This is a genomic window from Klebsiella sp. 1SOBk5mer, assembly GCF_046603115.1.
Lineage (GTDB): Bacteria > Pseudomonadota > Gammaproteobacteria > Enterobacterales > Enterobacteriaceae > Klebsiella > Klebsiella quasipneumoniae.
Genome location: NZ_JBKIUU010000006.1, coordinates 13,665 through 37,334, shown reverse-complemented (window position 1 = coordinate 37,334; position 23,670 = coordinate 13,665). Strand labels below are relative to the sequence as shown.

The 23,670-nt window shown below is 57.6% G+C and carries 22 protein-coding genes; 10 read left to right on the top strand and 12 right to left on the bottom strand.

What is annotated here, in order from left to right:
* Positions 1 to 37 precede the first annotated feature (37 nt).
* The 3 genes from ACLH1U_RS14775 to hutI are packed head-to-tail and all read right to left on the bottom strand — an operon-like array spanning position 38 to position 3,033.
* Complete coding sequence (locus tag ACLH1U_RS14775) at positions 38 to 763, bottom strand: histidine utilization repressor (protein WP_411299317.1); 726 nt, start codon at positions 761 to 763, stop codon at positions 38 to 40.
* Positions 764 to 820: 57 nt separating this feature from the next.
* Complete coding sequence (hutG, locus tag ACLH1U_RS14770; RefSeq protein WP_065804718.1) at positions 821 to 1,777, bottom strand: formimidoylglutamase; 957 nt, start codon at positions 1,775 to 1,777, stop codon at positions 821 to 823.
* A complete protein-coding gene (hutI, locus tag ACLH1U_RS14765; RefSeq protein ID WP_176221034.1) occupies positions 1,774 to 3,033 on the bottom strand; it encodes an imidazolonepropionase in 1,260 nt (419 codons plus the stop codon). The genes hutG and hutI overlap by 4 nt, the downstream gene beginning before the upstream one ends.
* Before the next feature lie 214 nt (positions 3,034 to 3,247).
* Here hutI and ACLH1U_RS14760 point away from each other — a divergent pair, with 214 nt between their 5' ends.
* Positions 3,248 to 4,531, top strand: a complete 1,284-nt coding sequence (locus ACLH1U_RS14760; RefSeq protein WP_032455186.1) for a putative acyl-CoA thioester hydrolase — start codon at positions 3,248 to 3,250, stop codon at positions 4,529 to 4,531.
* A 77-nt stretch (positions 4,532 to 4,608) separates the two neighbouring features.
* On the opposite strand, the gene ACLH1U_RS14755 is transcribed toward ACLH1U_RS14760, so the two are convergent.
* Both ACLH1U_RS14755 and ACLH1U_RS14750 read right to left on the bottom strand, forming a co-directional pair.
* A complete protein-coding gene (locus ACLH1U_RS14755; RefSeq protein WP_411299316.1) occupies positions 4,609 to 7,296 on the bottom strand; it encodes a cation-transporting P-type ATPase in 2,688 nt (895 codons plus the stop codon).
* Between the two features lie 51 nt (positions 7,297 to 7,347).
* The gene (locus tag ACLH1U_RS14750) at positions 7,348 to 7,779 is read right to left on the bottom strand and encodes a universal stress protein (RefSeq protein WP_023288902.1); all 432 of its coding nucleotides are present in this window, start codon (positions 7,777 to 7,779) and stop codon (positions 7,348 to 7,350) included.
* A 534-nt stretch (positions 7,780 to 8,313) separates the two neighbouring features.
* Here ACLH1U_RS14750 and ACLH1U_RS14745 point away from each other — a divergent pair.
* The 3 genes from ACLH1U_RS14745 to ACLH1U_RS14735 are packed head-to-tail and all read left to right on the top strand — an operon-like array spanning position 8,314 to position 13,427.
* Entirely contained in the window at positions 8,314 to 9,399 is a 1,086-nt protein-coding gene (locus ACLH1U_RS14745) for an efflux RND transporter periplasmic adaptor subunit (protein ID WP_023288901.1), read from the top strand.
* Positions 9,400 to 12,465, top strand: a complete 3,066-nt coding sequence (locus tag ACLH1U_RS14740) for an efflux RND transporter permease subunit (RefSeq protein WP_032455183.1) — start codon at positions 9,400 to 9,402, stop codon at positions 12,463 to 12,465.
* A 38-nt stretch (positions 12,466 to 12,503) separates the two neighbouring features.
* A complete protein-coding gene (locus ACLH1U_RS14735) occupies positions 12,504 to 13,427 on the top strand; it encodes an acyltransferase (RefSeq protein ID WP_072096501.1) in 924 nt (307 codons plus the stop codon).
* 16 nt (positions 13,428 to 13,443) lie between these two features.
* Here ACLH1U_RS14735 and ACLH1U_RS14730 read toward each other — a convergent pair whose 3' ends face one another.
* Positions 13,444 to 13,950, bottom strand: coding sequence for a hypothetical protein (locus ACLH1U_RS14730; RefSeq protein WP_411299315.1), 507 nt, complete (start codon positions 13,948 to 13,950; stop codon positions 13,444 to 13,446).
* Positions 13,951 to 14,682: 732 nt separating this feature from the next.
* On the opposite strand from ACLH1U_RS14730, the gene ACLH1U_RS14725 reads away from it, so the two are divergent.
* Together ACLH1U_RS14725 and ACLH1U_RS14720 are read left to right on the top strand one after the other, a co-directional pair.
* Positions 14,683 to 14,895: a biofilm development regulator YmgB/AriR family protein gene (locus tag ACLH1U_RS14725; RefSeq protein WP_023288897.1), complete on the top strand. Its 213-nt coding sequence runs from the start codon at positions 14,683 to 14,685 to the stop codon at positions 14,893 to 14,895.
* 82 nt (positions 14,896 to 14,977) lie between these two features.
* Positions 14,978 to 15,532, top strand: coding sequence for a helix-turn-helix transcriptional regulator (locus ACLH1U_RS14720; protein WP_017899620.1), 555 nt, complete (start codon positions 14,978 to 14,980; stop codon positions 15,530 to 15,532).
* Between the two features lie 41 nt (positions 15,533 to 15,573).
* On the opposite strand, the gene ACLH1U_RS14715 is transcribed toward ACLH1U_RS14720, so the two are convergent.
* Both ACLH1U_RS14715 and ACLH1U_RS14710 read right to left on the bottom strand, forming a co-directional pair.
* On the bottom strand, positions 15,574 to 16,308 hold the full coding sequence (locus ACLH1U_RS14715) for a MerR family transcriptional regulator (protein ID WP_023288896.1): 735 nt from the start codon (positions 16,306 to 16,308) through the stop codon (positions 15,574 to 15,576).
* Between the two features lie 154 nt (positions 16,309 to 16,462).
* Positions 16,463 to 17,674 (bottom strand): diguanylate phosphodiesterase, encoded by a 1,212-nt coding sequence (locus ACLH1U_RS14710; protein ID WP_032455180.1) that lies wholly within the window; start codon positions 17,672 to 17,674, stop codon positions 16,463 to 16,465.
* Positions 17,675 to 18,001: 327 nt separating this feature from the next.
* On the opposite strand from ACLH1U_RS14710, the gene ycgZ reads away from it, so the two are divergent.
* The 3 genes from ycgZ to ACLH1U_RS14695 all read left to right on the top strand — a co-directional run bounded on the left by ycgZ (position 18,002) and on the right by ACLH1U_RS14695 (position 18,995).
* The gene (gene ycgZ, locus ACLH1U_RS14705; RefSeq protein ID WP_023288894.1) at positions 18,002 to 18,247 is read left to right on the top strand and encodes a regulatory protein YcgZ; all 246 of its coding nucleotides are present in this window, start codon (positions 18,002 to 18,004) and stop codon (positions 18,245 to 18,247) included.
* Positions 18,248 to 18,371: 124 nt separating this feature from the next.
* The gene (locus ACLH1U_RS14700) at positions 18,372 to 18,677 is read left to right on the top strand and encodes a hypothetical protein (RefSeq protein WP_023288893.1); all 306 of its coding nucleotides are present in this window, start codon (positions 18,372 to 18,374) and stop codon (positions 18,675 to 18,677) included.
* Positions 18,678 to 18,728: 51 nt separating this feature from the next.
* On the top strand, positions 18,729 to 18,995 hold the full coding sequence (locus ACLH1U_RS14695) for a biofilm development regulator YmgB/AriR family protein (RefSeq protein ID WP_004886050.1): 267 nt from the start codon (positions 18,729 to 18,731) through the stop codon (positions 18,993 to 18,995).
* A 108-nt stretch (positions 18,996 to 19,103) separates the two neighbouring features.
* Here the strand turns inward: ACLH1U_RS14695 and pgl are convergent, their stop codons facing one another.
* Positions 19,104 to 20,099: a 6-phosphogluconolactonase gene (gene pgl, locus ACLH1U_RS14690; protein ID WP_023288892.1), complete on the bottom strand. Its 996-nt coding sequence runs from the start codon at positions 20,097 to 20,099 to the stop codon at positions 19,104 to 19,106.
* A 228-nt stretch (positions 20,100 to 20,327) separates the two neighbouring features.
* Here pgl and ACLH1U_RS14685 point away from each other — a divergent pair, with 228 nt between their 5' ends.
* Positions 20,328 to 21,146, top strand: coding sequence for a pyridoxal phosphatase (locus ACLH1U_RS14685; RefSeq protein WP_044521692.1), 819 nt, complete (start codon positions 20,328 to 20,330; stop codon positions 21,144 to 21,146).
* Here the strand turns inward: ACLH1U_RS14685 and modC are convergent, their stop codons facing one another.
* From modC to modA, 3 genes are read right to left on the bottom strand one after another with little or no spacing between them, the layout of a single operon-like run.
* Entirely contained in the window at positions 21,147 to 22,205 is a 1,059-nt protein-coding gene (gene modC, locus ACLH1U_RS14680) for a molybdenum ABC transporter ATP-binding protein ModC (RefSeq protein WP_023288890.1), read from the bottom strand. It abuts the gene before it with no gap.
* Positions 22,205 to 22,897, bottom strand: a complete 693-nt coding sequence (gene modB, locus ACLH1U_RS14675) for a molybdate ABC transporter permease subunit (RefSeq protein ID WP_023288889.1) — start codon at positions 22,895 to 22,897, stop codon at positions 22,205 to 22,207. The genes modC and modB overlap by 1 nt, the downstream gene beginning before the upstream one ends.
* Positions 22,897 to 23,670, bottom strand: a complete 774-nt coding sequence (gene modA / locus ACLH1U_RS14670; RefSeq protein ID WP_023288888.1) for a molybdate ABC transporter substrate-binding protein — start codon at positions 23,668 to 23,670, stop codon at positions 22,897 to 22,899. The genes modB and modA overlap by 1 nt, the downstream gene beginning before the upstream one ends.

The following is a 23,670-nucleotide window of genomic DNA, read 5'->3' as shown; positions in this document are numbered from 1 at the left end:
TGCGTCAGCAATCACGTTTTGCTGACGCCAGCGTGGATCAGGAGCCAAAGCGGCCCTGCAGACGATAGCGGCTACCGGGGAACAGCAGGCGCGCGTGGGAGACGATGTGGGTTGTCGACCAGGTGCGCCGGCGGATCAGCAGGCAGGGATCGTGGGCGTGAATATGCAGCAGCGCGCACTCTTCCGTCGTGGCCTGCACCGCTTCAACAATATGTTCACCTTCTGTTAACGGGGCGATCAGCGACAGATAATCATGGGGCGTGGTGGCGGTATAATCCTGCTGGAGATAGTCCGGCACCACCGCGGCATTGACGCAGCGATCTTCGATTTGCACCGGCACCTCGTTTTCGTAATGCACCATCAGCGAGTGAAAGATGCGGGTGCCTTCCGCTACGCTGAGCGCCGCCGCCTGAATATGATCCGCCCGGGTCTCCTCCAGCAGCAGCACCTCGCAGCGGTGCTGATGGTGACGGGCAATAATTTCTTCGGCAATGCTGCGCACCTCAAACAGCGCCGACTGCCCTTTCGGCTCGGCGACAAAGGTCCCCACCCCTTGCAACCTGACCAGCAGGCCTTCATCCGTTAGCTCGCGCAGCGCGCGGTTGATGGTCATCCGGCTGAAGCCGAACTGGGCCACCAGCTCCGCTTCGGAAGGGATACGGTCATGCGGTCGCCAGACGCCGCTGTGAATTTTTTCACCGATAGCCTGCTTCACCTTCTCATAAAAAGGCGCGGGCGCGGAACGGGGTTGCTGTGAAAACATAGCCTGGCTTTCCTTTTGCAAAATGGGCGGCGAAACACCCAGAATATACCGGAATGGCTACTGCCACCAATGGACGATTTGCCATGCCAGACGGGCGGCCGCGCGGGCGCCCTGACCGTCAATGTCAAACTGCGGGTTGAACTCCACCAGATCCACCGCCTGCAGCTTACCGCTGCGGCACAGCGGCTCAACGATGCGCAGCAGGGTCGCCAGCGGCACGCCCAGCGCCGCCGGGGCCGACACCGCCGGCATTTCCCGCGCCGGGAGCACGTCGAGATCGATGGTCAGATACAGACGATCGTACTGCGCGATGTTGCGCTCAAGCTCCGCCAGCACCCGGGTTTCGAAGGCCTCCAGCACCTGGAGATCCTCCACGATAGCCACCTCGCGCCGCGCCGCTTCCTCCCAGAGCGCCTGGGTGTTGGCCGCCCGACTGACGCCGATGCAGGTATAGTGAAAAGCGCGCTGCTGCGCGTCACACTCCAGCGCCAGCTGGCGAAATGGCGTCCCGGAGCTGGCGCGCTCGGCAATGCGCAGATCAAGATGCGCATCGAGATTAATAATGCCCACTTTTTCGCCCGGGAAGGCATCCAGTACCCCCGCGCCATGACCGAAGGCGGTCTCGTGGCCGCCGCCCAGAACCAGCGTGCGTTTCCCGGCGCGCTGGCAGGCGGTCACCGCCTCGCGCAGCGCCTGATGCGCGGCTTCCAGCTGTTCGCCATCGACGCTAATCGTGCCCATATCCACGCAGCGGTCGTGGCCCTGATGGCTGGCCATATTGGCCAGCGCCCGGCGTAGGGTCGCCGGGCCGTCAGCCGCTCCGGTACGCCCTTTGTTGCGCCGGACGCCTTCGTCACAGGCGAAGCCAAGCAGCGCGATATCGCCGGGCAGCGCCTGCGGCGCGAAGCGTTCCGCGCGGGGGATGGTCTGAAACAGGCGCAGCGCATTCGGCGCTTCCGCGCTATCATCGCGCCCCTGCCAAAGGTTGGCGGGCGTAGCTTGCCACAGCGTCATTGCCATTCTCCTTGTACCACGCGTCCCCAGAGCGGACTGCGCCCCGGCTCATACACCATCTCGACCGGATGCTCGGCATCCCAGATGGCAAAGTTCGCCGCAAAGCCCGCCGCCAGCTGACCGTGGCTGTTCTGCCGCCCCAGCGCCCGCGCGGCATGGCGCGTCACACCGGCCCACGCCTCCTCCGGCGTTAAACCAAACTTGACGCAGGCCATATTCATCGCCAGATGCAGGCTGGCGAAGGGGCTGGTGCCGGGGTTGAAATCGGTCGCCACCGCCATCGGCACCTGGTACTTGCGCAGCAGTTCCACCGGCGGTTTGCGGGTTTCATTGAGGAAGTAAAACGCGCCGGGCAGCAGGGCCGCCACGGTGCCGCTTTCGCGCATCGCCGCCACCCCCTCTTCCGTCAGATATTCAATATGGTCGGCGGACAGTCCGTGATAACGGCTCACCAGCTGGGCGCCGCCCAGCGAGGAGAGCTGCTCAACGTGACCTTTAACCGGAATGCCCAACGCCTGCGCCGCCTGAAACACCCGCTCGGTTTGCTGCGGGCTGAAGCCGACGTTTTCGCAGAAGACGTCAACGCTTTCAAACAGTCCCTCCCGCCACAGCGTCGGCAGGATAGTGTCGCAGACCAGCGTAATATAGCCGTCGGCGTCGCCTTGATATTCCGGCGGCGTGGCGTGGGCGGAGAGCAGCGTCGCCGAGAGTTCCACCGCGTTATCGCGCGCCAACTGGCGGGCGACCCGCAGCATTTTGCGTTCGTTTTGCAGATCGAGACCGTAGCCGGATTTGATCTCCAGGGTGGTCACCCCTTCACGCAGAAGGCGGGCCAGACGCGGCTGCGCCAGCGCCAGTAATTCGGCTTCGCTGCTGTCGCGGGTGGCGCGCACGGTGGCATTAATCCCCCCGCCGCTGGCGCTGATGGTCTGATAGGAGACGCCGTTCAGCCGCTGCTCCCACTCCTGCGCCCGGCTGCCGCCGAAGATCAGGTGGGTATGGCAGTCGATTAATCCCGGCGTGACCAGCCGGCCTTCGAGATCGATCCTGCGCCCGCTGGGGAGGTCATCTTCGGGGACGATTGCCGCAATGCGACCGTCGCGCACCAGCAGCGCGTGGCGCTCCAGCAGACCGTACGGTTGGGAAGCATCAGGGTTCAGGGTGGCGAGACGGGCGTTTCGCCAGATAACGCGTTCGGAGGTGGCTTCAGTCATAGCGCTTAACTTGTCATGGGTTGTATAGACATTTATTTTCATAACGCCGGGAATGTCAACAAAAGCGCGAGTAAATGTTATTTATTTGTGACTGGAGACCGTCCGGCGACGCGGCGTATTGCGTAAAGAAGGTAAGTTTTTCAGCCCACGTCTTCCCGTTTCGTTCAAGTTAGTATAAAACAGCAGGTTTTAAAGGACTTATACCCTGGCGTCTCAGCCGGGGTATTTCACTACGCTTAATTTTGCCCGGAGCAACATGAACACATATTCCGTTTCCCGTCTGGCGCTGGCGCTGGCCTTCGGCGTGACGCTGTCCGCCTGTAGCTCGACGCCTGCCGATCAACAGCCCTCAACGCAGACTGCACCGGGCACCACCGCGCGTCCCATTCTGAACGCCGATGAAGCGAAAAACTTTACCCAGGCGGCCTATTTCCAGTCGCTGACCCCCAATGCCGCGGCCTGGACGCCGTCCGCCATCAGCCTGCCGGCGCAGCCTGACTTTATCGTCGGCCCGGCGGGAACCCAGGGCGTGACGCATACCACCGTCCAGGCGGCGGTGGATGCGGCGATTGCCCGCCACTCTAACCGTCGTCTGTTTATCGCCATCATGCCGGGCGAATACCCGGGCACCGTCTACGTTCCGGCGGCGCCGGGCGCCCTGACCCTGTATGGTACCGGCGATAAACCGATCGACGTGAAGATCAGCGAAGCCATTGATTCCGAAATGGATCGCAACACCTGGCGTCGTCTGGTCAATCCGGGTGGCAAATACATGCCGGGCAAACCAGCGTGGTATATGTTCGACAGCTGCCAGAGCAAATCCACCGCCACCGTCGGCGTGATGTGCTCCGCGGTCTTCTGGTCGCAGAATAACGGCCTGCAGCTGCAGAACCTGACCATCGCCAACAACCTGGGCGACAGCGTCGATGCCGGCACCCACCAGGCCGTTGCCCTGCGCAGCGATGGTGACCAGGTGCAGATCGATAAAGTGAACATTCTTGGCCGCCAGAACACCTTCTTCGTGACCAACAGCGGCGTGCAGAACCGTCTGCAGGACAACCGTCAGACCCGCACCCTGGTGACGAACAGCTATATTGAAGGCGACGTGGATATCGTTTCTGGCCGCGGCGCCGTGGTGTTTGATAACACCGACTTCCGCGTGGTGAACTCGCGTACTCAGAAAGAAGCCTACGTCTTCGCGCCGGCCACCCTGAAGAGCGTGACCTACGGCTTCCTGGCGACCAACAGCCGCTTCACCGCCTCCGGGGATAACGTCGCGCAGCTCGGCCGCGCGCTGGACGTTGACGGCAACAGCAACGGCCAGGTCGTGATCCGCGACAGCGCCATCAATGAAGGCTTTAACATCGCCCAGCCGTGGGCGGCGGCGGTAGGCTCCGGCCGTCCGTTCAGCGGCAACACCGGCAGCGCGGATGACAAAGGCAATCTGCAGCGCAACCTCAACGACAACGGCTTCAACCGTATGTGGGAATATAACAACCGCGGCGTGGGAAGCAGCGTGGTCGCCGAGCCGAAACAATAAACCGCGATACCGGCACAGCACAATAAAAAGAGGGGGCGATGCCCCCTCTTTCCTTTTTCGTTCAACGCTTCACGCCGTCAGGCGGTTCGCCATTTGCGGGTCAGCGGTTTTTCCAGCTCCACAATCAGGAACATGGCGAAGCCGATGATAAAGGTGATCACCCAGTAGCGGAACGGCAGCCCGGTGGTGCCGAACAGCAACTGCATAAACGGCGCATAGATAATCAGCAGCTGCAGCACCAGCAGCACGCCGCTGACGATCCAGATCCCTTTGTTAGCCAGCAGACCTTTGGTCAACGAGAAACCATCCGACACGCGGCAGTTCAGCATATAGAACCACTGGGCGGTGACCAGAGTCTGCAACAGCACGGTACGGATAAACTCCGGCGAATAGCCGCGCGGCTGCAGCCAGGCTTCGAGAATAAAAGCGCTGACCGCAATCATCGACCCCACAAACGCCACGCGCCAGATGGCAAAGCCGTCCATCACGTGCAGTTTCGGGTCGCGCGGCGGCCGTCGCATAATATTTTTCTCACCGGCTTCAAACGCCAGACCAAACGACAGCGTGGCGGAGGTGGCCATGTTCATCCACAGGATCAGCACCGGCGTCAGCGGCAGTACGTTGCCCGCCAGCAGCGCGATCACGATCAGTAACCCCTGCGCAAGGTTGGTCGGCATGACAAAAAGAATGGTTTTTTTCAGGTTGTCATACACCCGGCGCCCCTCGCGGACCGCGCTGGCGATGGTGGCGAAGTTGTCATCGGTCAGCACCATATCGGCGGCTTCCTTGGTCACCTCGGTCCCCTTGATCCCCATCGCCACGCCGACGTCAGCCTGCTTCAGCGCCGGGGCATCGTTCACCCCGTCTCCGGTCATGCCGACAATCTCTTTCTTGCTCTGTAGAGCCTGCACCAGACGGAACTTATCTTCCGGGCTGGTGCGGGCGAAGATATCGAACTGCTGCGCGGCCACGCTCAGCTGCGCGTCGTCCATCACCTCCAGCTCGCGCCCGGTAATGGCGTTCCCCGCATTGCCAATCCCCAGCATTTTGCCGATGCTCATCGCCGTTTGCGGGTGGTCGCCGGTGATCATCTTCACGCGGATCCCGGCCTGCAGGCAGTCGGCAATCGCCGTGATCGCTTCCGGACGCGGCGGATCCATCATCCCGGCAACCCCTAATAAAATGACCCCCTGCTGTAGATCCTGATGGGTCAGCTCGGTCTGGCCTGCGGCAGCCGGCTTCCAGGCCGCGGCCACCATTCGCAGCCCCTCCCGGGCGTACTCTTCAATTTTGCTTTCCCAGTACGGGAGATCCAGCGGCTGCAACCCGCTGTCGCTCTGCTGATACTGGCACAGGCGGAACAGAACATCCGGCGCGCCGGTGACCAGCACCACCTCCTCTTCGCCCAGCCGGTAAAGCGTCGACATGTATTTATATTGCGAATCAAAAGGAATTTTACTGCGCAACTCGCTGGGCTGCGGCGACAGGGTTATCTTCGCCGCCAGCACCTTCAATGCCCCCTCGGTGGGGCCACCGGTGATTTTCCACAGCCCGCTTTCCTCTTTGATAAGCTGGCTGTCGTTACACAGATCGATGGTGCGCAGATAGCGCTCAAGAAGCGATCCTGGCGCCACCGCAACCGGCGACGGGTCGTCGATAGCATGGATTTTACCGACCGGCTCATAGCTGTCCCCTTCCACCCGATAGACGCTGTCCGCGGTGATCACCGCCTTCACCGTCATTTCGTTCATGGTCAGGGTCCCGGTTTTATCCGAGCAGATAACGGTCATCGCGCCGAGGGTTTCTACCGTCGGCAGCTTGCGGATAATCGCTTTCTGGCGGGCCATCGCCTGCACGCCGAGCGACAGAATAATCGAGATAATCGCCGGCAACCCTTCCGGGACCGACGCCACCGCGAGGCTAATCAACGACAGCATCAGTTCGGAGACCGGCATATCGCGGAACAGCAGGCTAAAGACGAACAGCGCCGCCATCATCACCAGAATCAGGATGAAGATGGCTTTGCCCAGCTTGTCCATCTGCACCAGCAGCGGCGTGCGGTGCTTCTCAATGCCCGCCATCATTTGGTTGATGTGGCCCAGCTCGGTATCGCCGCCGGTGGCCACCACGATCCCTTTCCCCGCCCCTGAGCTGACGGTGGTCCCGGAAAACAACAGGTTGCTGCGATCGCCGAGCGGTAAATCGCCGCTTAGCGGCTCGGTGGTTTTTTCCACCACCGTCGACTCGCCGGTGAGGATCGCCTCTTCCACCCGCAGGTTGTGCGCCTCAATCACCCGTAAATCGGCGGGGATACGGTCGCCGGTGCGGATCACCACGATATCGCCGGGTACCAGCGAGGTGGTGGGGATGGTTTCATGGTTGCCCTGTCGGATCACCACCGCCTCGCTGGACAGCATATTGCGGATACTCTGCAGGGATTTTTCAGCATTACTTTCCTGAATGAAGCCGATCAGCGCATTGACCACCGCCACCGCGAGGATCACTGACATGTCGATCCAGTGGCCCATTACCGCCTTCAGCAGCGCCGCCGCCAGCAGGACGTAGATCAGCACATCGTTAAAATGCACAATAAAACGCAGCCAGGCGGGTTTACCCGGCTTCTGCGGCAGGGCGTTTTCGCCATACTGCTGCAGGCGCGTGGCCGCCTCTGTTCCGCTAATCCCGTCCGGCGAACTCTGTACGCTGGCGAGCGTCTCCTCGACGGAGCGCTGATAATAGGGCGCCCCCGGTTTATCTGTATTCATACTCTCTCCCTCGATTTCTGAAGCGGAAGTCAGGACGACATCCCGCCGTCATCAGCGCACAACGAAAACCGGTACATGGGCATAGCGCACGATATTGGCCGCTTCCGAGCCCAGCAGGTGAGTCTGAATCCCCGGATTGCGCGAACCGACAATCACCACGTCCGCTTGTAGCTCATCGGCCAGAGCAATCACTTGATCGCGAACATTGCCACTGCGCACATAAAGATGGCTGGCGTCTTCCGCAAGGCCATTTTTTTTGACCAGCTCAGTCAGTTTTTCCTTAGCGGTATTAATCAAATGGTCTTCCATCTTTCGGGCATCAGAGATAAATCCGCGCGTTAACACCGGAGAGAATGCCGGAATGACATGGACAAGATGAATTTGCCCGGAAGAATGCTGGGCGAGGAATTTCGCATGAGAGAGGGCTTTGTCGGCCAGGCCTGCATCAAACACGTCAACGGGAACAACGATATTTTTATACATGAGATAATCCTTTTATTACCAATACAATGCGTAGTGATGAATAACCCCATACTTGGGGAGGAACGAAATCTCAACAACAGAAGCGGCGAGCGGAATAGATGTTATTAAACGTAGCACAGGAAAATTAACATTAGAAAATGACGGATTAATAGACTGAAAAATATTATAAAAACCACATATTCCCTGCAGTTCTCCTGCGTTTTCCCCAACCGTGCCGCTGCCGCTCGCGGTATGCTCTTTTTTAACACTTCACCTTTTCTCCGACTATGCTGATTACAAGCAGGAGTGCCGCTCCGAATGTCCGGTGGTCACCGTGGGGGCCGAATTAAATGACATTCGCGGTTCGGGTGGGAGTAAAGGGAGAAAATCATGTTTGGTTATAGCCTGTTACGTCTGGGATTATTTGTCGCGCTGGCCATTGTCGCCTGCACGCTGGTGGGACTATTCACCTATCTGGTTGTCGCCGCCCTCGCCGAATAAGCGTGCGCCGCGTAATAAAAATGTAAAATAAATCCTGAATCTGAGGGGAATACTGTGAACCGTTATTTTTCTCTCATCCCGGTTGTTATTTTATTTACAACCGCTTGCGATCAGAAATCGCCGTCCGTCGAGTCCGCCCCGCGCATGGTCAAGGTGGCGCAGGTGACCGCCGTGGGCAATACCCAGCAGCGAACGTTTCCGGCACGTATCGAGTCTGGCGACTCCACCGAGCTGTCGTTTAAGCGGGGGGGCCAGGTGGAATCGCTGGATATTCGCCAGGGGGCGACCATCGCCCAGGGGCAAACGCTGGCGCGCCTGAATGCCCGCGAGGCCCAACAGCGGGTCAATGAACGACAAACGGCGGCTACCCTCGCCCAGCGTCAGTTTGATCGCTTCCAGACCCTGGCGGGACGTCAGGCGATTTCCCAGGCGGAGATGGACGTGCAGCGCGCCAATCGCGATGCCGCCAACGCGGCCTTAAAAATCGCCCGTGAAGAGCTGGCGCAAATGAGCCTCACCGCGCCCTTCGGCGGGATTGCCGCCGGCGTGCATATCCGCAACCATCAGGTGGTCGCCGCCGGCCAGCCGGTGATCACCCTGACGCGTACCGACCTGCTGGATGTGGTCTTCAGCATTCCCGAAAATCTGTTCACCTCCCTGGATATCCGCAATACCGCCTACCGCCCCGTCGTCAGGATCAATACCCTGCCGGGCCGCGAATTTACGGCGGAATACAAAGAGCATACCGGCAGCAGCGACAACAGCACCCTTACCTGGCAGATCATTTTAACCATGCCGCGGCCGGATGATTTTCCCACCGTCGGCGGGGTCAGCGGCACCGTGACGGTCAATCTCGGCAATTTACCGGCCAGCGCCGGAAGGGAAACGCTCATGGTGCCGGTAGAGGCGGTGTTTAACCCGGATAACCGGCCGAAGAATGAACCGGTCGTCTGGGTGGTGAAAGGCGACAACGCGCATCGGTTTCTTGAGGAGCGCAAGGTCACGGTCGGCGAGGTGACCTCGCAGGGAGTGGCCATCACCGACGGTCTCCGCGCGGGTGAAGAGGTGGTCGCGGCGGGCGTGAGCGAGCTGCATGCCGGGCAGCCGGTGCGGATCTGGACGCGTGAACGAGGATTATAAATGGACATTTCCCGTCAGTTTATTAATAACCCGACCCGCGTCTGGTTAGCCATTCTGCTGCTGGGGGTGGGTGGTCTGTTCGCCCTGCTCAATATCGGCCGTCTGGAAGATCCTGCCTTCACCATTAAAACGGCGGTGATCGTGACCCACTACCCGGGCGCGTCCGCTCAACAGGTGGAGGAGGAGGTGACCCTGCCGCTGGAAAACGCGATTCAGCAGCTTCCCTCACTGGATAACGTCAGCTCCATCTCCTCAAATGGCTTATCGCAAATTACGGTGAATATCGCTTCGCAGTACCATTCCAGCGAGCTGCCGCAAATCTGGGATGAGCTACGTCGCCGCGTCGGTGACGCCAGCCGACTTTTCCCCCCTGGCGTAGTGACCCCCTTCGTCAACGATGACTTTGGCGATGTGTTTGGCTTTTTCTTCGCTATCTCGGGCGACAGTTTTACCAACCCCGAGCTGGTGCGCTATGCCGAACAGCTGCGTCGGGAGCTGGTGCTGGTTCCTGGGGTCGGTAAAGTCGCTATCGGCGGTGTCATTCCGCAACAGATCAATGTTGATATCTCGCTGGCGAAAATGGCGGCGCGCGGGATCACGCTCAACCAGCTCGCCGCTATCCTGACCCGGCTCAACGTGGTGTCCAGCGCCGGAGAGATCCGCGTTGGCAGCGAATCGATCCGCCTACACCCCACCGGGGAGTTTCAAAGCATCGATGAACTGGGGGATCTGCTGGTCAGCCCTCACGGCGCCAGCGCCACCACTCGACTGCGGGATATTGCCACGCTGTCGCGCGGGCTGACTGACTCGCCGTCCAGTATTTATCATGCCAACGGCCGCCAGGCGGTGACCATGGGGGTCTCTTTTATTCCTGGCGTCAACGTCATTGACGTCGGGCACGCCCTTGAAGCCCGCCTCCAGCAGATGGCCGTCGACAAACCGGCGGGTATCGATATCGCCATTTTTTACGATCAGGCGGCTGAGGTCGCCCACTCGGTCAATGGCTTTATTACCAACTTCCTGATGGCCCTGGCGATCGTGGTCGGCGTGCTGCTGGTGTTCATGGGAGTACGCAGCGGGATCATTATCGCCCTGTCGCTGGCGCTCAACGTCCTCGGCACCCTGCTTATCATGTTTGTCTGGGGGATCGAGTTACAGCGGATCTCCCTCGGGGCGCTGATCATCGCCCTGAGTATGCTGGTGGATAATGCCATTGTCATTGTCGAAGGGGTGCTTATCGCCCGCCAGCAAGGATCGCCGCTGCTGGGCGCCATTAACTATGTGATCCGCCGCTCCGCCCTGCCGCTGCTCGGCGCCACGGTCATCGCCATCCTCGCCTTCGCGCCGATTGGCCTCTCGCAGGACTCCACCGGAGAGTATTGCAAATCCCTGTTCCAGGTGCTGCTGATCTCCCTGATGCTCAGCTGGTTCTCCGCCCTGACCATCACTCCGGTGCTCATTAAGTGGTGGTTGTTTAAACACGCCCCGCCGGCCGCCGCGCCGGAGGAAAAAGCCGATCCCTACCGCGGCCGCTTTTACCGTGGCTATCAGCAGACGCTGCGAATACTGCTGCAGCAAAAGACCCTGACCCTGGTGCTGATGGGCGCCCTGCTGGCCGCGGCGATCTGGGGCTTCACCTTCGTGCGACAGAATTTCTTTCCGTCATCGAATACGCCCATTTTCTTTGTCGACCTGTGGCTGCCCTACGGTACCGATATTAACGCCACCGAGCAGATGACCCGCGATATTGAGCGGTCGATCGCCGGCCAGCCGGGGGTGGTCACCACCGTCGCCACCATTGGCCAGGGCAGTATGCGTTTTATTCTTACCTACAGCGGTCAGCGGCAGTACAGCAACTACGCGCAGATTATGGTGCGGATGGACGACCAGCGCGGCATCGCCCCCGTCACCCGCCACGTCGAAACCTGGATCGCCAGAAACTACCCGCAGGTGAACGCCAGCACCAAACGCATTATGTTCGGCCCCTCCGGCGATAGCGCGATTGAAGTGCGCATTAAGGGCCCTGACCCGGATACGCTGCGCGCGCTGGCCAGTCAGGTGAGCGATATTCTCGCTGAGGATCCGGCGACCGACAGCGTGCGTAACGACTGGCAGAACCGCAGCAAGGTGATCCGCCCGCAGTACTCCCTAGCCCTGGGGCGCGAGCTGGGGGTGGATAAACAGGACATAGATAACGCGCTGGAGATGAATTTCTCCGGCAGTCGCGCCGGGTTATATCGCGAGGGCGCCGATCTGCTGCCGGTGATCGTCCGGCCGCCGGCAGCGGAGCGACAGGATGCCAACCATCTGCATAACGTGCTGGTCTGGAGCCAGAGCCGCCAGCAGTATATCCCGTTGAGTAACGTCATCCATGGCTTCTCCCTGGAGTGGGAAGATCCCTTGATTCTCCGCCGGGATCGCACCCGGGTGCTGACGGTCCAGACCGATCCCAGCCCGCAAAGCGGCCAAACCTCGGGTGATATTCTCGCCCGGGTGAAACCGCGCATTGACGCATTGACGCTGCCGCATGGCTACCGCATCGAATGGGGCGGCGATGCCGAGAACTCAAGTGAAGCACAGCAAGGGCTGTTCACGACCTTGCCGCTTGGCTATCTGGTGATGTTTATCATTACGGTGCTGATGTTCAGTTCGCTGAAAAACGCCGTCGCCATCTGGCTGACCGTCCCGCTGGCGCTGATCGGCGTCACGCCCGGCTTTTTGCTGACCGGCATCCCCTTCGGCTTTATGGCCTTAATCGGCCTTCTCAGCCTCAGCGGCATGCTGATCCGCAACGGCATTGTGCTGGTGGAAGAGATAGAGCAACAAAAACAGGAGAAAGATCAACGACAAGCGATCATTGATGCGGCAACATCTCGTCTGCGGCCGATCCTGCTGACCGCCTTCACCACCGTGCTTGGCCTTGCCCCGCTGCTGCGCGATGTTTTTTTCCAGAGTATGGCAGTGGTGATTATGTTCGGTCTGGCCTTCGCCACCGTGCTAACGTTGCTGGTTCTGCCGGTGATTTACGCCTGCTTTCACCATAAGGATATGACGCCTCAACGATGAACAGTACCGGCCTGAGCATTATTAAGACACTCGGCTGTATGACAGCGGTGACTTTTTTCACCATCTATAATACCTGGGATCGCTTTGATTATGACTATCACTGGATCCTCGGGCTGCTGACCTTTGTCTCGACCATCGCCACGCCGCTGTTTTTTGTGGTGGCCGGCTATCTTGATGCGCAAACGCGACACGACGCCAACTGGCAAATTGGTAAAATTAAAAGCGTGGTGATCGTCTTTCTGTTTTGGGTGACGGTCTATTATGTCTGGGAGCCTTACCAGCGCGGCTACCTGATCCAGCCCTGGTTTATTTTCGCCCTGATTGTCATCTATACCTTCCATCCCCTGATTGCCTGGCTCAGCCAGCGGCGCGGTCTGTTTTTCACCGTGGTCCTGACGCTACTGTGCTGCTCTTATGGTTACGACCTGCTCTCGGTGCTCTACCCGGAAAGACATCTTTTCAGCCTGGCGCCGCAGTATCGTCTGTGGACGTGGCTACTTTTTTATTTAACCGGGCAGTTATTTAACGATCCGCGGGTCACGGAGTGGATACGCGACCCGCGGGTGATTAAAGCCGCCATTATCGCCCTGCCCTTTGTCTATTTATTTACCTGGTTTTATGAACGCCACTTTTTCTTCGCGCTGTTTAAAGCCGATCGCAATGCGTTCATTCTCACGGGGTCGCAGATTTATATTCTAATCGTCCTGCTGGTGATCGCCGCTAACGCCGTGCAGTTTAAAAAGAACCGCGAACTGAAGGAGGCCGTGCTGGCGACGGTTAGCAAAGCGATGACCGGGGTCTATATTTTGCACTACTCCGTTTTTCATCTGCTGGTGATGCTGATCCCTATTCACTCGTTAGCCACCAAGCTGGGAGTGATTGCGCTAACGTTTGTCCTGTCGGTGCTCATTTCCCTCGCCGCGCTCTCCAGTACGCTGCTCAGGAAGGTGATAACCCTGTAACAAACGACGCGGTAACTTAGCGGAAGCTCCACTGGATGCTGATCACAAACACGCTGGGAATAATAATGCCGCTCTCAAGTGCGAAATAGTCGGTAAAGTTGTACTGGATAGCATGGTAGATATAGGGTGAAAAGCCGATCCCGGTGGCGTCCTTAAAATCTTTATAGGAGCCATGATCGCCGCAATGCTCGAAGGCGTTGAAGAAGAATTCGCCGGTATAGCCGTAAACGCCTTTGAACGTCCACCCGCTGCCGTTGTGGTACCAGTCTCTTCTCACCCCCAGCGCCAGACAGCGATCGTCGAAACTGTTATTCATGGTGCCAATCAGCAGGCTGTATTTCGAGTCGTCAGAGAATTTCCGCTCCACCGAGAAAAAGTGGTTCTCGAAATTCTCAGTATATTGACCGTGATTATTGGTCAGATGGTAAACATAGGAACCGGTATTCACCGAATAGAGGTTAATCTCTTTCGCCTGCGCGAGAGTCGCTAACCCGGCCAGGAGCATCACGCTTTTACCGCGCATTTCCCCTCCTCACACCTCTACGCCTGTCCATAGACAGACTGCCTTTGCCGTATTTACCGGCCGTGACAGGGGTAAAAGACCCGACAGGGAAATGGGGGAAAGATAACGATGCCGAACCATCGCATCGCTAGTAAAAAGCGTAGCACACGCCTTATCCGCCAACAAACCGACCGAAGGATTAACGAAATGGCCGATGTGTTGCTCTTTACCTGATTGTGCAAAAAACAGACAAAACCTCACCTGATATCCGCTATGATCAGCGTCCGACGCGGAAGAAAGCCACCTGTCGACGACAGAGTTGCTGTGTACCCCTTCCTGCGTCGGCGCGATTTCATCCAACACGCCAGCCAGCACAACACCTTCCCATTGAGCTCACGCCTGTCGTCAGCCTCTTCCCGCTAGTTTTACAAGTGGAACCTGCACAAACCGGCTTTAATGTACAAGTTATGCAGCTATTCAAATCCTTTAAAATCAATAAGTAAAAACACACATTAAAAATAAGCCGTTCCGTTGTACATATACTTCTGAAAAAAGTTGTACATAGTGGGATCACCGTCTATAGTTTGGAGTGTTAACTGCTTGTTGCGCAACGAAGCGGGGATGTTTAACGGTGGCGCGGCAAGTCAGGCGGTGGTTCCTGGTTTTGCATTTCCTGTTCGTGACTTGGCGCGTACCGATGGTACGTAGCGACTTTTATTGTCAGTTTGCGTTATACGTGGGAGAGTTCGAGCTATGCATATTAAAAATACCATTCCAGCAGAGTTTGTCTTCAATTCGGCCCTGATGAAGAATATTGAAAATACGCTCATTAAGCAGCACAGAACGATAAATAATGAGCGGATGATTACGGAAATTCAGCATCGCCTGCAAACGGAAAGTAATGAAATACTCTCCGACCTCTATTTGCAGGCGCTGGATATGCTGTACAGCAAACCTCATCATTAATTAAACTCGCGGAGCTGGCAGCAGACTTAAGCCTGCGGCGCCGGCACGCCTGGGTCTCTATCGGCTAACTGAGGCAAATAAAATGTCACACCATAATACCTGCTATCGTACTGAACATTACGATCTGTGGTTTGATAATCGTTTTCTTCTCTATGGGATGTCGCTGATCCTGAATAGTCTGCCGGCATCTTACTTTCGCAAAAAACATGTTTTCTTTACCAGCGACAATTATTTCGCGGTACTACAGCACAACTATAATCGTCGGGATACGTTATTTATTCTGTTAACCGAAGGCAACGATCTTAATTTTCTTAGTGAACTGCCTATGCTGCGCTTACCGGCCAATTCAACGCCGGAAGAGTTAAAGATATTTCTGCACCAGCCAACCCGCTACTATAAAACCCACCCGGCGCCGGGCGCCTCGGTGCAGTTTACCGAGCGGGAAAAGAAAGTGATTCAACTTATCAGCAATGGCGAAGCGGTCGCCAGCATTGGCCGGTCGCTGAATCTGCATATTAAAACCATTTATCAGATCCGGCTGAATCTGATTAAAAAGCTCGGCTGTAGCGGTAGGACCGATTTTTTTAATATCAGCCGCAGCGAAACCTTTAAATCCTGGAGCCAGATCCACCTGTAACCCGGCGCGTTAGCCCCGGTCTGCTTTGCGGATCGGGGCGATTAATTATTACCGTGAAAATGGATGCTGAAGCCCTGCTCCTGCCAGTGGCTGAGCAGCTCTTCCTGGAGAGGGGTGGCGGCGCGTCCGGTCCAGACGAAGATATGCTGCCCGGGGAACAGCTCGGGCCGCGGCGACTCCAGCGGTTCGGCGAGGACGTTGACGTGCCAGCCGCGCTGGGAAAGACGCCATGCCTCCAGCCACAGACGCGTCCTGTCCTCATTGCTCCAGCCCACCAGCAGCGTCTCCCTGCCGTTCTTTTTACGCGCTTCGGCGAGAAACAGCGCCACGCAGTCAATCAGCAGACCATCCAGCAAACTACTAATCACCAGAGAGGTATTCTGATCGAGCTTCAGACGCTGACGTACCGGCACTAACAGGCTGTCGATGAGCGTGTCGACGGGGTGTTGATGGCTTAGCGCCAGTAATTTGGCACGGATTCTGGCGGGCTGCATATAACGCAGAATGGACATCATCTCTTCCTGAAGATGCGCGGATTCGTCGCGCGCCGCCGGCAGGTTACCCTCCAGAAGCGCTTTGACTTTCCCGACGGATACGCCGCGCTCGATCCAGCGCTTGATCTCTTCAATGCGCAGGATATCTTCTTCATCAAATTGCCGATGCCCGCCTTCGCTACGCTGCGGTTTCAGTAGACCGTAACGACGCTGCCAGGCGCGCAGTGTGACCGGATTGATTCCGCAACGTTCGGCGACTTCACCGATACTGTAAAACGCCATAGCAGCCTCACATCAACCTGATACTTTAATACCTAAACTAACGAATTCAGGCATCCTGTACAACTCTATTTTCTTGTACAGATAAAGATAACAGGTTGTGGCTCACAGCGCTTGGGAAAAAGATGAAAAAATAGTTGACTGATTTCGCGGTGGATTATTTTTTTTCCGGCCAGGCGACGGCGGGTAAGCCCCCCAGGCGCGCGCTGGCGAACAAATTCCCCTGAAACTGCGAAATACCGGCTGATTCCAGCCACATCCACTCTTCAGCACGCTCAACGCCGACGGCAGAGACAGCAATCTCCAGCGAAAAACAGCATTTGATAATCGCCTGTACAATTGACTGGCGCGGTCCATCCTGGTGGATATTGCGGATCAGCTCATGGTCGATTTTAATTCTGTCGGGCTGGTATTGCGCCAGCAGCGACAGCCCGGCAAACCCGGCGCCGAAGTGATCGATGGCAAGATTGATACCCGCCCCTTTTAGCTTTCGCACCGCATCGGTAAAATCATCCATCCGCGAAATCACTTCCCGTTCGGTAAACTCGACAATAATCTGTTCAGGAATAAGATCATTACGCTGAATTTGATCGAGCAGGAAACCCACCGCGTTCGGCGCTTTAACCAGCGTCATCGGCAGTAAATTAATACTTAACGCCTTATTACGTAAGCCTAATTGCCCGGCCAGCGACAGCGCGACGCGTTTACTGTGCAGATCGGCGAGATAAATATCGTCCCCGGAAAGCCCGGCAAAATAGGCGCCAGGCGACTGGCCGTCCGGTGTGCGTAACAGCGCTTCCCACGAAATAATTTCGCAAGCGAAAGGGTCGACAATCGGCTGGAAGGCAAAGGACCAGCTTTCCTTATTATCAATTATCGGCGTATCAGGATAGAAAGTATTCTGATCGGGGATAAATACCCAGCTGTCAGCGGAAGGAATCTCAAAATAGTTCGCTTTTTCCGTTGATTCGACAAAGGTGCGGAAAAATTGCAGTGCCCGGTCATCATAGGTGAGCTGATATTTTGTGGTCCCGCGGTCCATCACCGCCTGCAGCACCTCCTCGCGATCATGTTCCCGTAAATCAAACAGTTCCATGCCGACCTTACCGAAACGGCGGGACGGCGCATAATCGCACAGAAGCTCCACCAGGTTATAATGGCGGGGATCCCGGCAAATATGCTGATAAATATCCTGAACCTTTTCTTCAGGTCCCTCAATGAGTTGAAAAAAATGCGTCCCGTTAAAAAGTAAAATACCGGTGACGTCCGCCTGCCCATTTCTTTCGTTTGCCCTGGCAACCATGGCCTCGATCGATTTGAATGAGACATTGTCGCAAATATGGCTGCGATAAATGATGGTGGTTAGCATAGTGATTCCAGATGGGAGGGTAAGCATTCACAGTAGCAGTTATCAGGCTAATCGTCTTGTAAAACTACGTTTTGTCTTAACAAAAAAGATACACTAAAAATCCCTTTTTTGTGCAAGGCTTTTTCATTTTTCTTTTCTTGTACAACGTGCACCGTTAAACCCTACCTTTACAAGCCAGAACCGCACAAAACACATAAAAATAAATTATTAAAAATCAATTAGTTAACGATGCCTGAATCATTATTGTTCAACTTTGTGTGTACAGGTTAACAGTTATTGTATAAGTTTAATGGCAGTTAACAGATGAGTGAAATGTAAGGAGCAGATATGCAGCAGAATGGTTACATTCCAGATACAGCGAACGCAATTGCCCAGTATTTCAACAAAGCATCGTTACCTTCCCAGCAGGAAACGCTGGGTCAGATTGTGATGGATATTCTCAACGAAGGGCGTCATCTCAACCGCAAGGCGCTGTGCACTAAACTGTTGAGCCGCCTCGACCGGGCCCGTGCCCCCGAGGAAGAGAGTCACTATCAGACCTTAATTGGTCTGCTGTTTGCCGATCAGGAATAACGTCATCGATCGTCGCCTGTTGCGCCGCAGTAGCAGATGAGGGGCGATCGCTTCCATAAACCTGCTGCTGACCTGAATGTCCGTTCGCAGATTCAGGGAGAGAGTGGCATGCAGTGAGACGGTTATGAATAGCAGTGAAACTGAGGAAATCACCGATGAGATCATCGGCGAGGCGGTACTCGCGCTTCTGAAAACGAATCGCCCTATTACCACCCCGACCCTGCTGGTTCGACTTCGGTTGATGCAGGCGACAGAGTCAGACCGACAGCGAAGAAAGGTTATCGCTGCCGTGATTGAAGAAATTTGCGCAAAGCTTGCCCGTCAGCGGAAGCAAGCGCCTTTGCAGGTAAAGAAAATCAATGGCCGTTGGGAAACCCGAGGATCGCCGGCGCAAAGCGCCATGGCGCCGGAAGGTAAAAAGATCCACTGAGTATCCTAACCGTGGTGAATAACACAGAGTGAGAATGTGATGAGACAGACTATGCATCAGCAACCCGATATTTACGCAGGACTGCAGGACACCGCGCTCTCCGACTATTTCCGTAACGCCGGTGATAAGCTGGTTGATGAGTCCGCCGTGATGTCGCTGGCCATCAACAGTATTCTCCAGTCAGAAGGTCACCTGAACAATAAGGCCATTATTTTATGGCTGATTCAGGCGCTGGAAAGCACCGATGACGTGGTGACCGCAGACGTGATCCGTAAAACGCTGGAGATTGTCGTCGGCTACACCATGGACGATATCTAAGGCCGTCACGCTTCAGGCCCGCCAGGGCAACCCCTTTCCGACAGAGCCTGTCCGCTCTGTTAAAAAAAACCTCGCTGACGCGAGGTTTTTTCATTTACGCCTGACGGATCAGTGGGCGTTGACTACCACCCACATCGGCCCCTGCCCGACCGCATAACGCCCCTTCTCCTGCAGCAGTCCCTGCTCGCCGGTAATTTCGTATACCGCGATATGGTGCGACTTCTGCCCGGCGGCAATCAGATACTTACCGCTGTGATCGAGATTAAAGCCGCGCGGCTGGGTTTCGGTCGGCTGATAGCCTTCCACCGCCAGCACGCTGCCATCTTCCGACACGCTGAACACCGTGATGATGCTGGCGGTACGATCGCAGGCGTACAGGTGACGACCGTCCGGAGTGATATGAATATCCGCCGCCCAGCGCACGCCGGTGAAATCAGACGGCATCATATCCAGAGTTTGTACACATTCGATATTGCCATTCGGGTCTTTCAGCTCCCAGACGTCAATTGAGCTGTTTAGCTCATTGACGCAGTAACCATACTGCTGGTTCGGATGGAACACCATGTGGCGCGGACCCGCCCCTTCGACGGTGGTGACTTCCGCTGGCTCCTGGGCGGAGAGGAAACCATCCTCGCTGAGGGTAAACAGGCAGATGCGATCCTGCTTCAGCGCCGGCACCCACAGGGTACGATTGTCCGGGGAGATATTGGCCGAGTGGCAGCCTTCCAGCCCGTCCACCACGGTGATGGTTTCGCCCGGCAGACCATCCTGCAGCGGGGTCACGCTGACGCAGCCCTGATTGTAAGAGGCGCTGAAGACAAAGCGACCATGATGATCGGTAGAGATGTGGGTCGGGCTGCCCGGCAGCGCCGCTTCCCCTGCGAAGGTCAACGCCCCGTTATCCGGCGTGATGCGATAAGCTAACACGCGAAACTCCGGACGAACGCCAACGTACAGATACTCCTTATTGGGGCTGACCACCATCGGCTGGACCTGCCCCGGGGCATCAACCACCTGCACCAGCGTCAGTTTGCCGTCCGCTTCAAGACTCCAGACGTGGATTTGTTGGCTTTCCGGGCTGGCGGTATAAACGGTTTGTTTCATGACTACTCCTTCCCTCACTGCACGTGGATTTTTCATTTTCAGGATAACTGCACCCCGAAAATTATAAGACATCCGCCCATGATACTCGCATCGCCCGCCGAATTACCGACTGACGGCGGCACAAAGGGCATACAGACATTCACGGCAGATGTGGAAAAATTGGTCCTGACGCCACGGCGGTGTACCATCATGGCCAGGTCACTTTTCAACATCAACCGGAAATAACACATGACAACACGCGTGATTGCCCTGGATTTAGACGGCACCCTGCTCACCAGCAAAAAAACCATCCTGCCCGCTTCGCTGGAAGCGCTGGCCCGCGCCAGAGAGGCGGGCTACCAGGTGATCGTCGTTACCGGACGTCATCACGTCGCTATTCATCCTTTTTATCAGGCACTGGCTCTCGATACACCTGCAATTTGTTGTAATGGCACTTATTTGTATGATTATCACGCAAAAAAGGTTTTGGCGGCCGATCCTATGTCGGTGGAACACGCGGTAAGCCTCACCGCCATGCTCGCCGAACAGCAGATCCACGGCCTGGCCTATGTGGATGACGCGATGCTTTACGAACAGCCCACCGGGCATGTGATCCGCACCCGCAACTGGGCGCAGGCGTTACCGGAGGATCAGCGCCCGGTCTTCAGCCAGGTCGACTCGCTGGCGCAGGCGGTCCGCGAGGTCAAGGCGGTATGGAAATTCGCCCTCACCGACGACGACATTCCCCGTCTGCAGCGCTTTGCGCAGGAGGTCGGCGAGACGCTGGGCCTCGAGTGCGAATGGTCGTGGCACGACCAGGTGGATATCGCTCGCGCCGGCAACAGCAAAGGCAAACGCCTGGCGCAGTGGGTCGCTGACCAGGGGCTGTCGATGCAGAACGTGGTGGCCTTCGGCGATAACTACAACGATCTGAGTATGCTGGAAGCGGCAGGCACCGGGGTGGCGATGGGTAATGCGGTGGACGACGTCAAAGCCCGCGCCAACGTGGTCATCGGCGACAATGAGTCCGCCAGCATCGCCGAGTTTATCTACCGTCAGCTGCTGTGATCAGGCGGCAATCGACACGCTTTTGATCTGGGCAAATACCTGCTGGCCTGGCGCTATCGCCAGGTCATCCCGCGCCCACGGGCTGATTCGAGCCCACAGCGGATGGCCGCTCACCCTGAGCTGAACCTCAATCTGCCCGTTGACCTCCAGACACTGAACCACCTCGGCGCGTAAGATATTGCGGATGCTGGTTGCGGACGGCTGGGCCAGCACCAGCGAGACGTCCGACGCCTGGATGCGGATCCGCGCGCTCTCCCCGGCGGGACGATCGAGCCGGTTAACCCACAGCATTTGATCCCCCAGCGTCAGCGCGGTCATCGCGTACTGCGGATGCTGCGCGGCGACGGTGGCGCTGAGGATCGTACTCTGCTGTTCCGCCGGCAGCCAGGGGTGCATCACGCTGCTGCTCCAGACCTCCTCCAGCGGACCGAAAGCCTTCACCTTACCGGCCTCCAGCACCAGCACGCGATCGGCCAGATGCTGGATCTCATCCAGCGAGTGGCTGACGTAGAGCATCGGAATATGGATCTCCTGCGCCAGCCGCTGCAGATAGGGCAACAGTTCGCGTTTGCGCGGAATATCCAGCGAGGCCAGCGGCTCGTCCAGCAGCAGCAGCTCCGGCGCGGTCAGCAGGGCGCGGCCGATGGCCACGCGCTGCTTTTCGCCGCCGGATAACCGGCCCGGCAGCCGATCCAGCAAGGGCGCAATTCCCAGCAGTTCCACCAGCTTATCGAACTGGCTGACCATGGATTTCGCCATTCCGTACTGCAGATTGCCGCGCACTTTATAGTGGGGAAACAGGCGCGCATCCTGAAATACATAGCCGATCCGCCGCTGCTCCGGCGCCAGGCAGATACGCTGCGCGGTGTCGTTCAGCACCCTGCCGTTGAGGACGATCCGCCCCACCTGCGGCCGGGTCAGGCCGCTGATAGCGTTGATCAGCGACGTTTTCCCGGCGCCTGAGACGCCAAAGATGGCGGTGATCCCGCTGCTGGGCAGCGTTTCACGGATCTGCAGACAGTGGCTGCCGAGGGTTTGGGTGAAGTCCAGCTCGAGCATCATGATCCTCCCATTCGCTGGCGGCTCACGCGGGCCAGCCATTCTGAAATCAAGAGCGAGACCAGCGCCAGGCCGATAGCAATGAGGCAGAGGCGGGCCGCCGCCCCCTCCCCGCCCGGGGTCTGGATCAAGGTGTACATCGCCGAAGGCAGGGTGCGCGTTTCACCGGGAATATTGGAGACGAACGTGATGGTCGCGCCAAACTCCCCTAACGAGCGGGCGAAGGCCAGCACCGTGCCGACAATAATTCCCGGCAGAGTCAGCGGCAGCGTAATGGTGAAAAATACCCGCCAGCGGCTGGCCCCGAGGGTTCTCGCCGCCTGCTCCAGTTTGATGTCCACCCCCTCCAGCGCCAGGCGGATGGCGCGCACCATCAGCGGGAAAGACATCACCGCCGCCGCCAGCACCGCCCCGCGCCAGCTGAAGGCAAAGCTGATGCCGAACCAGTCATACAGCCAGCTGCCAATAAACCCGCGCCGCCCCATGGCCACCAGCAGCAGATACCCCACCACCACCGGCGGCAGCACCAGCGGCAGATGGAGAAGACTGTCGAGCAGCGCCTTGCCGGGGAAGGTGCGCCGGACCAGCAGCCAGGAAAAAAAGATGCCAAAGGGCAGGCTCAGGGCCACCGCCAGGGAGGAGACTTTCAGGCTCAGCAGCACCGCCTGCCATTCGGGTTCGCTCAGAAACATCAGCGGGTGGTAAATCCGTAACGTTGAAAAATCGCCGACGCTTCCGGCCCTTTCAGGTAGTCATAGAAAGCGCTCACGGCCGCGTTGCGGTGGCCATCGACAATCGCCAGCGGGTACTCGACTTTCTGATGCGACGCCTCAGGGAAAGTGCCAACCACTTTCACCCCTTTGCTGGCCACGGCATCCGATCCGTAGACGATGCCCAGCGGCGCTTCGCTACGCTCCACCAGCGCCAGCGCGCCGCGCACGTCTTCCGCCGGGGCGAGCTTCGGCGACAGGGTCTCCCAGGCGCCCAGTTTCTGCAGCGCTTCTTTGGCGTAGATACCTGCCGGAACGTGCTGCGGATCGCCCACCGCCAGACGGCCCCCTTTCAGCAGGCTGGTCCAGTCGGTTTTCTCATCAATGGTTATCGCCCCCTGCGCGCTGGCTTTCGGCGCCACCACCACCAGGCTGTTGCCAAGCAGGGTGGCGCGGGTCGCCGGATCGATGGCCTTTTTGTCTGCCGCGTAATCCATCCACTTTTGATCGGCGGAGATAAACAGGTCCGCCGGGGCGCCTGCTTCAATCTGCCGCGCCAGCGTTGACGACGAGGCAAACGACGAGACGACCTCGACGTTTTTCGCTTTCTTATACGCCTGGGCGATATCCTGCATCGCGTTGGTTAACGACGCGGCCGCGAAAACGGTCACTTTCCCCTCTGCCGCCAGCGCCTGACCCGCGACGCACAGCGTGAGCGATACCCCGACCACCCCGCGTAACCAAGAACCTGTCAT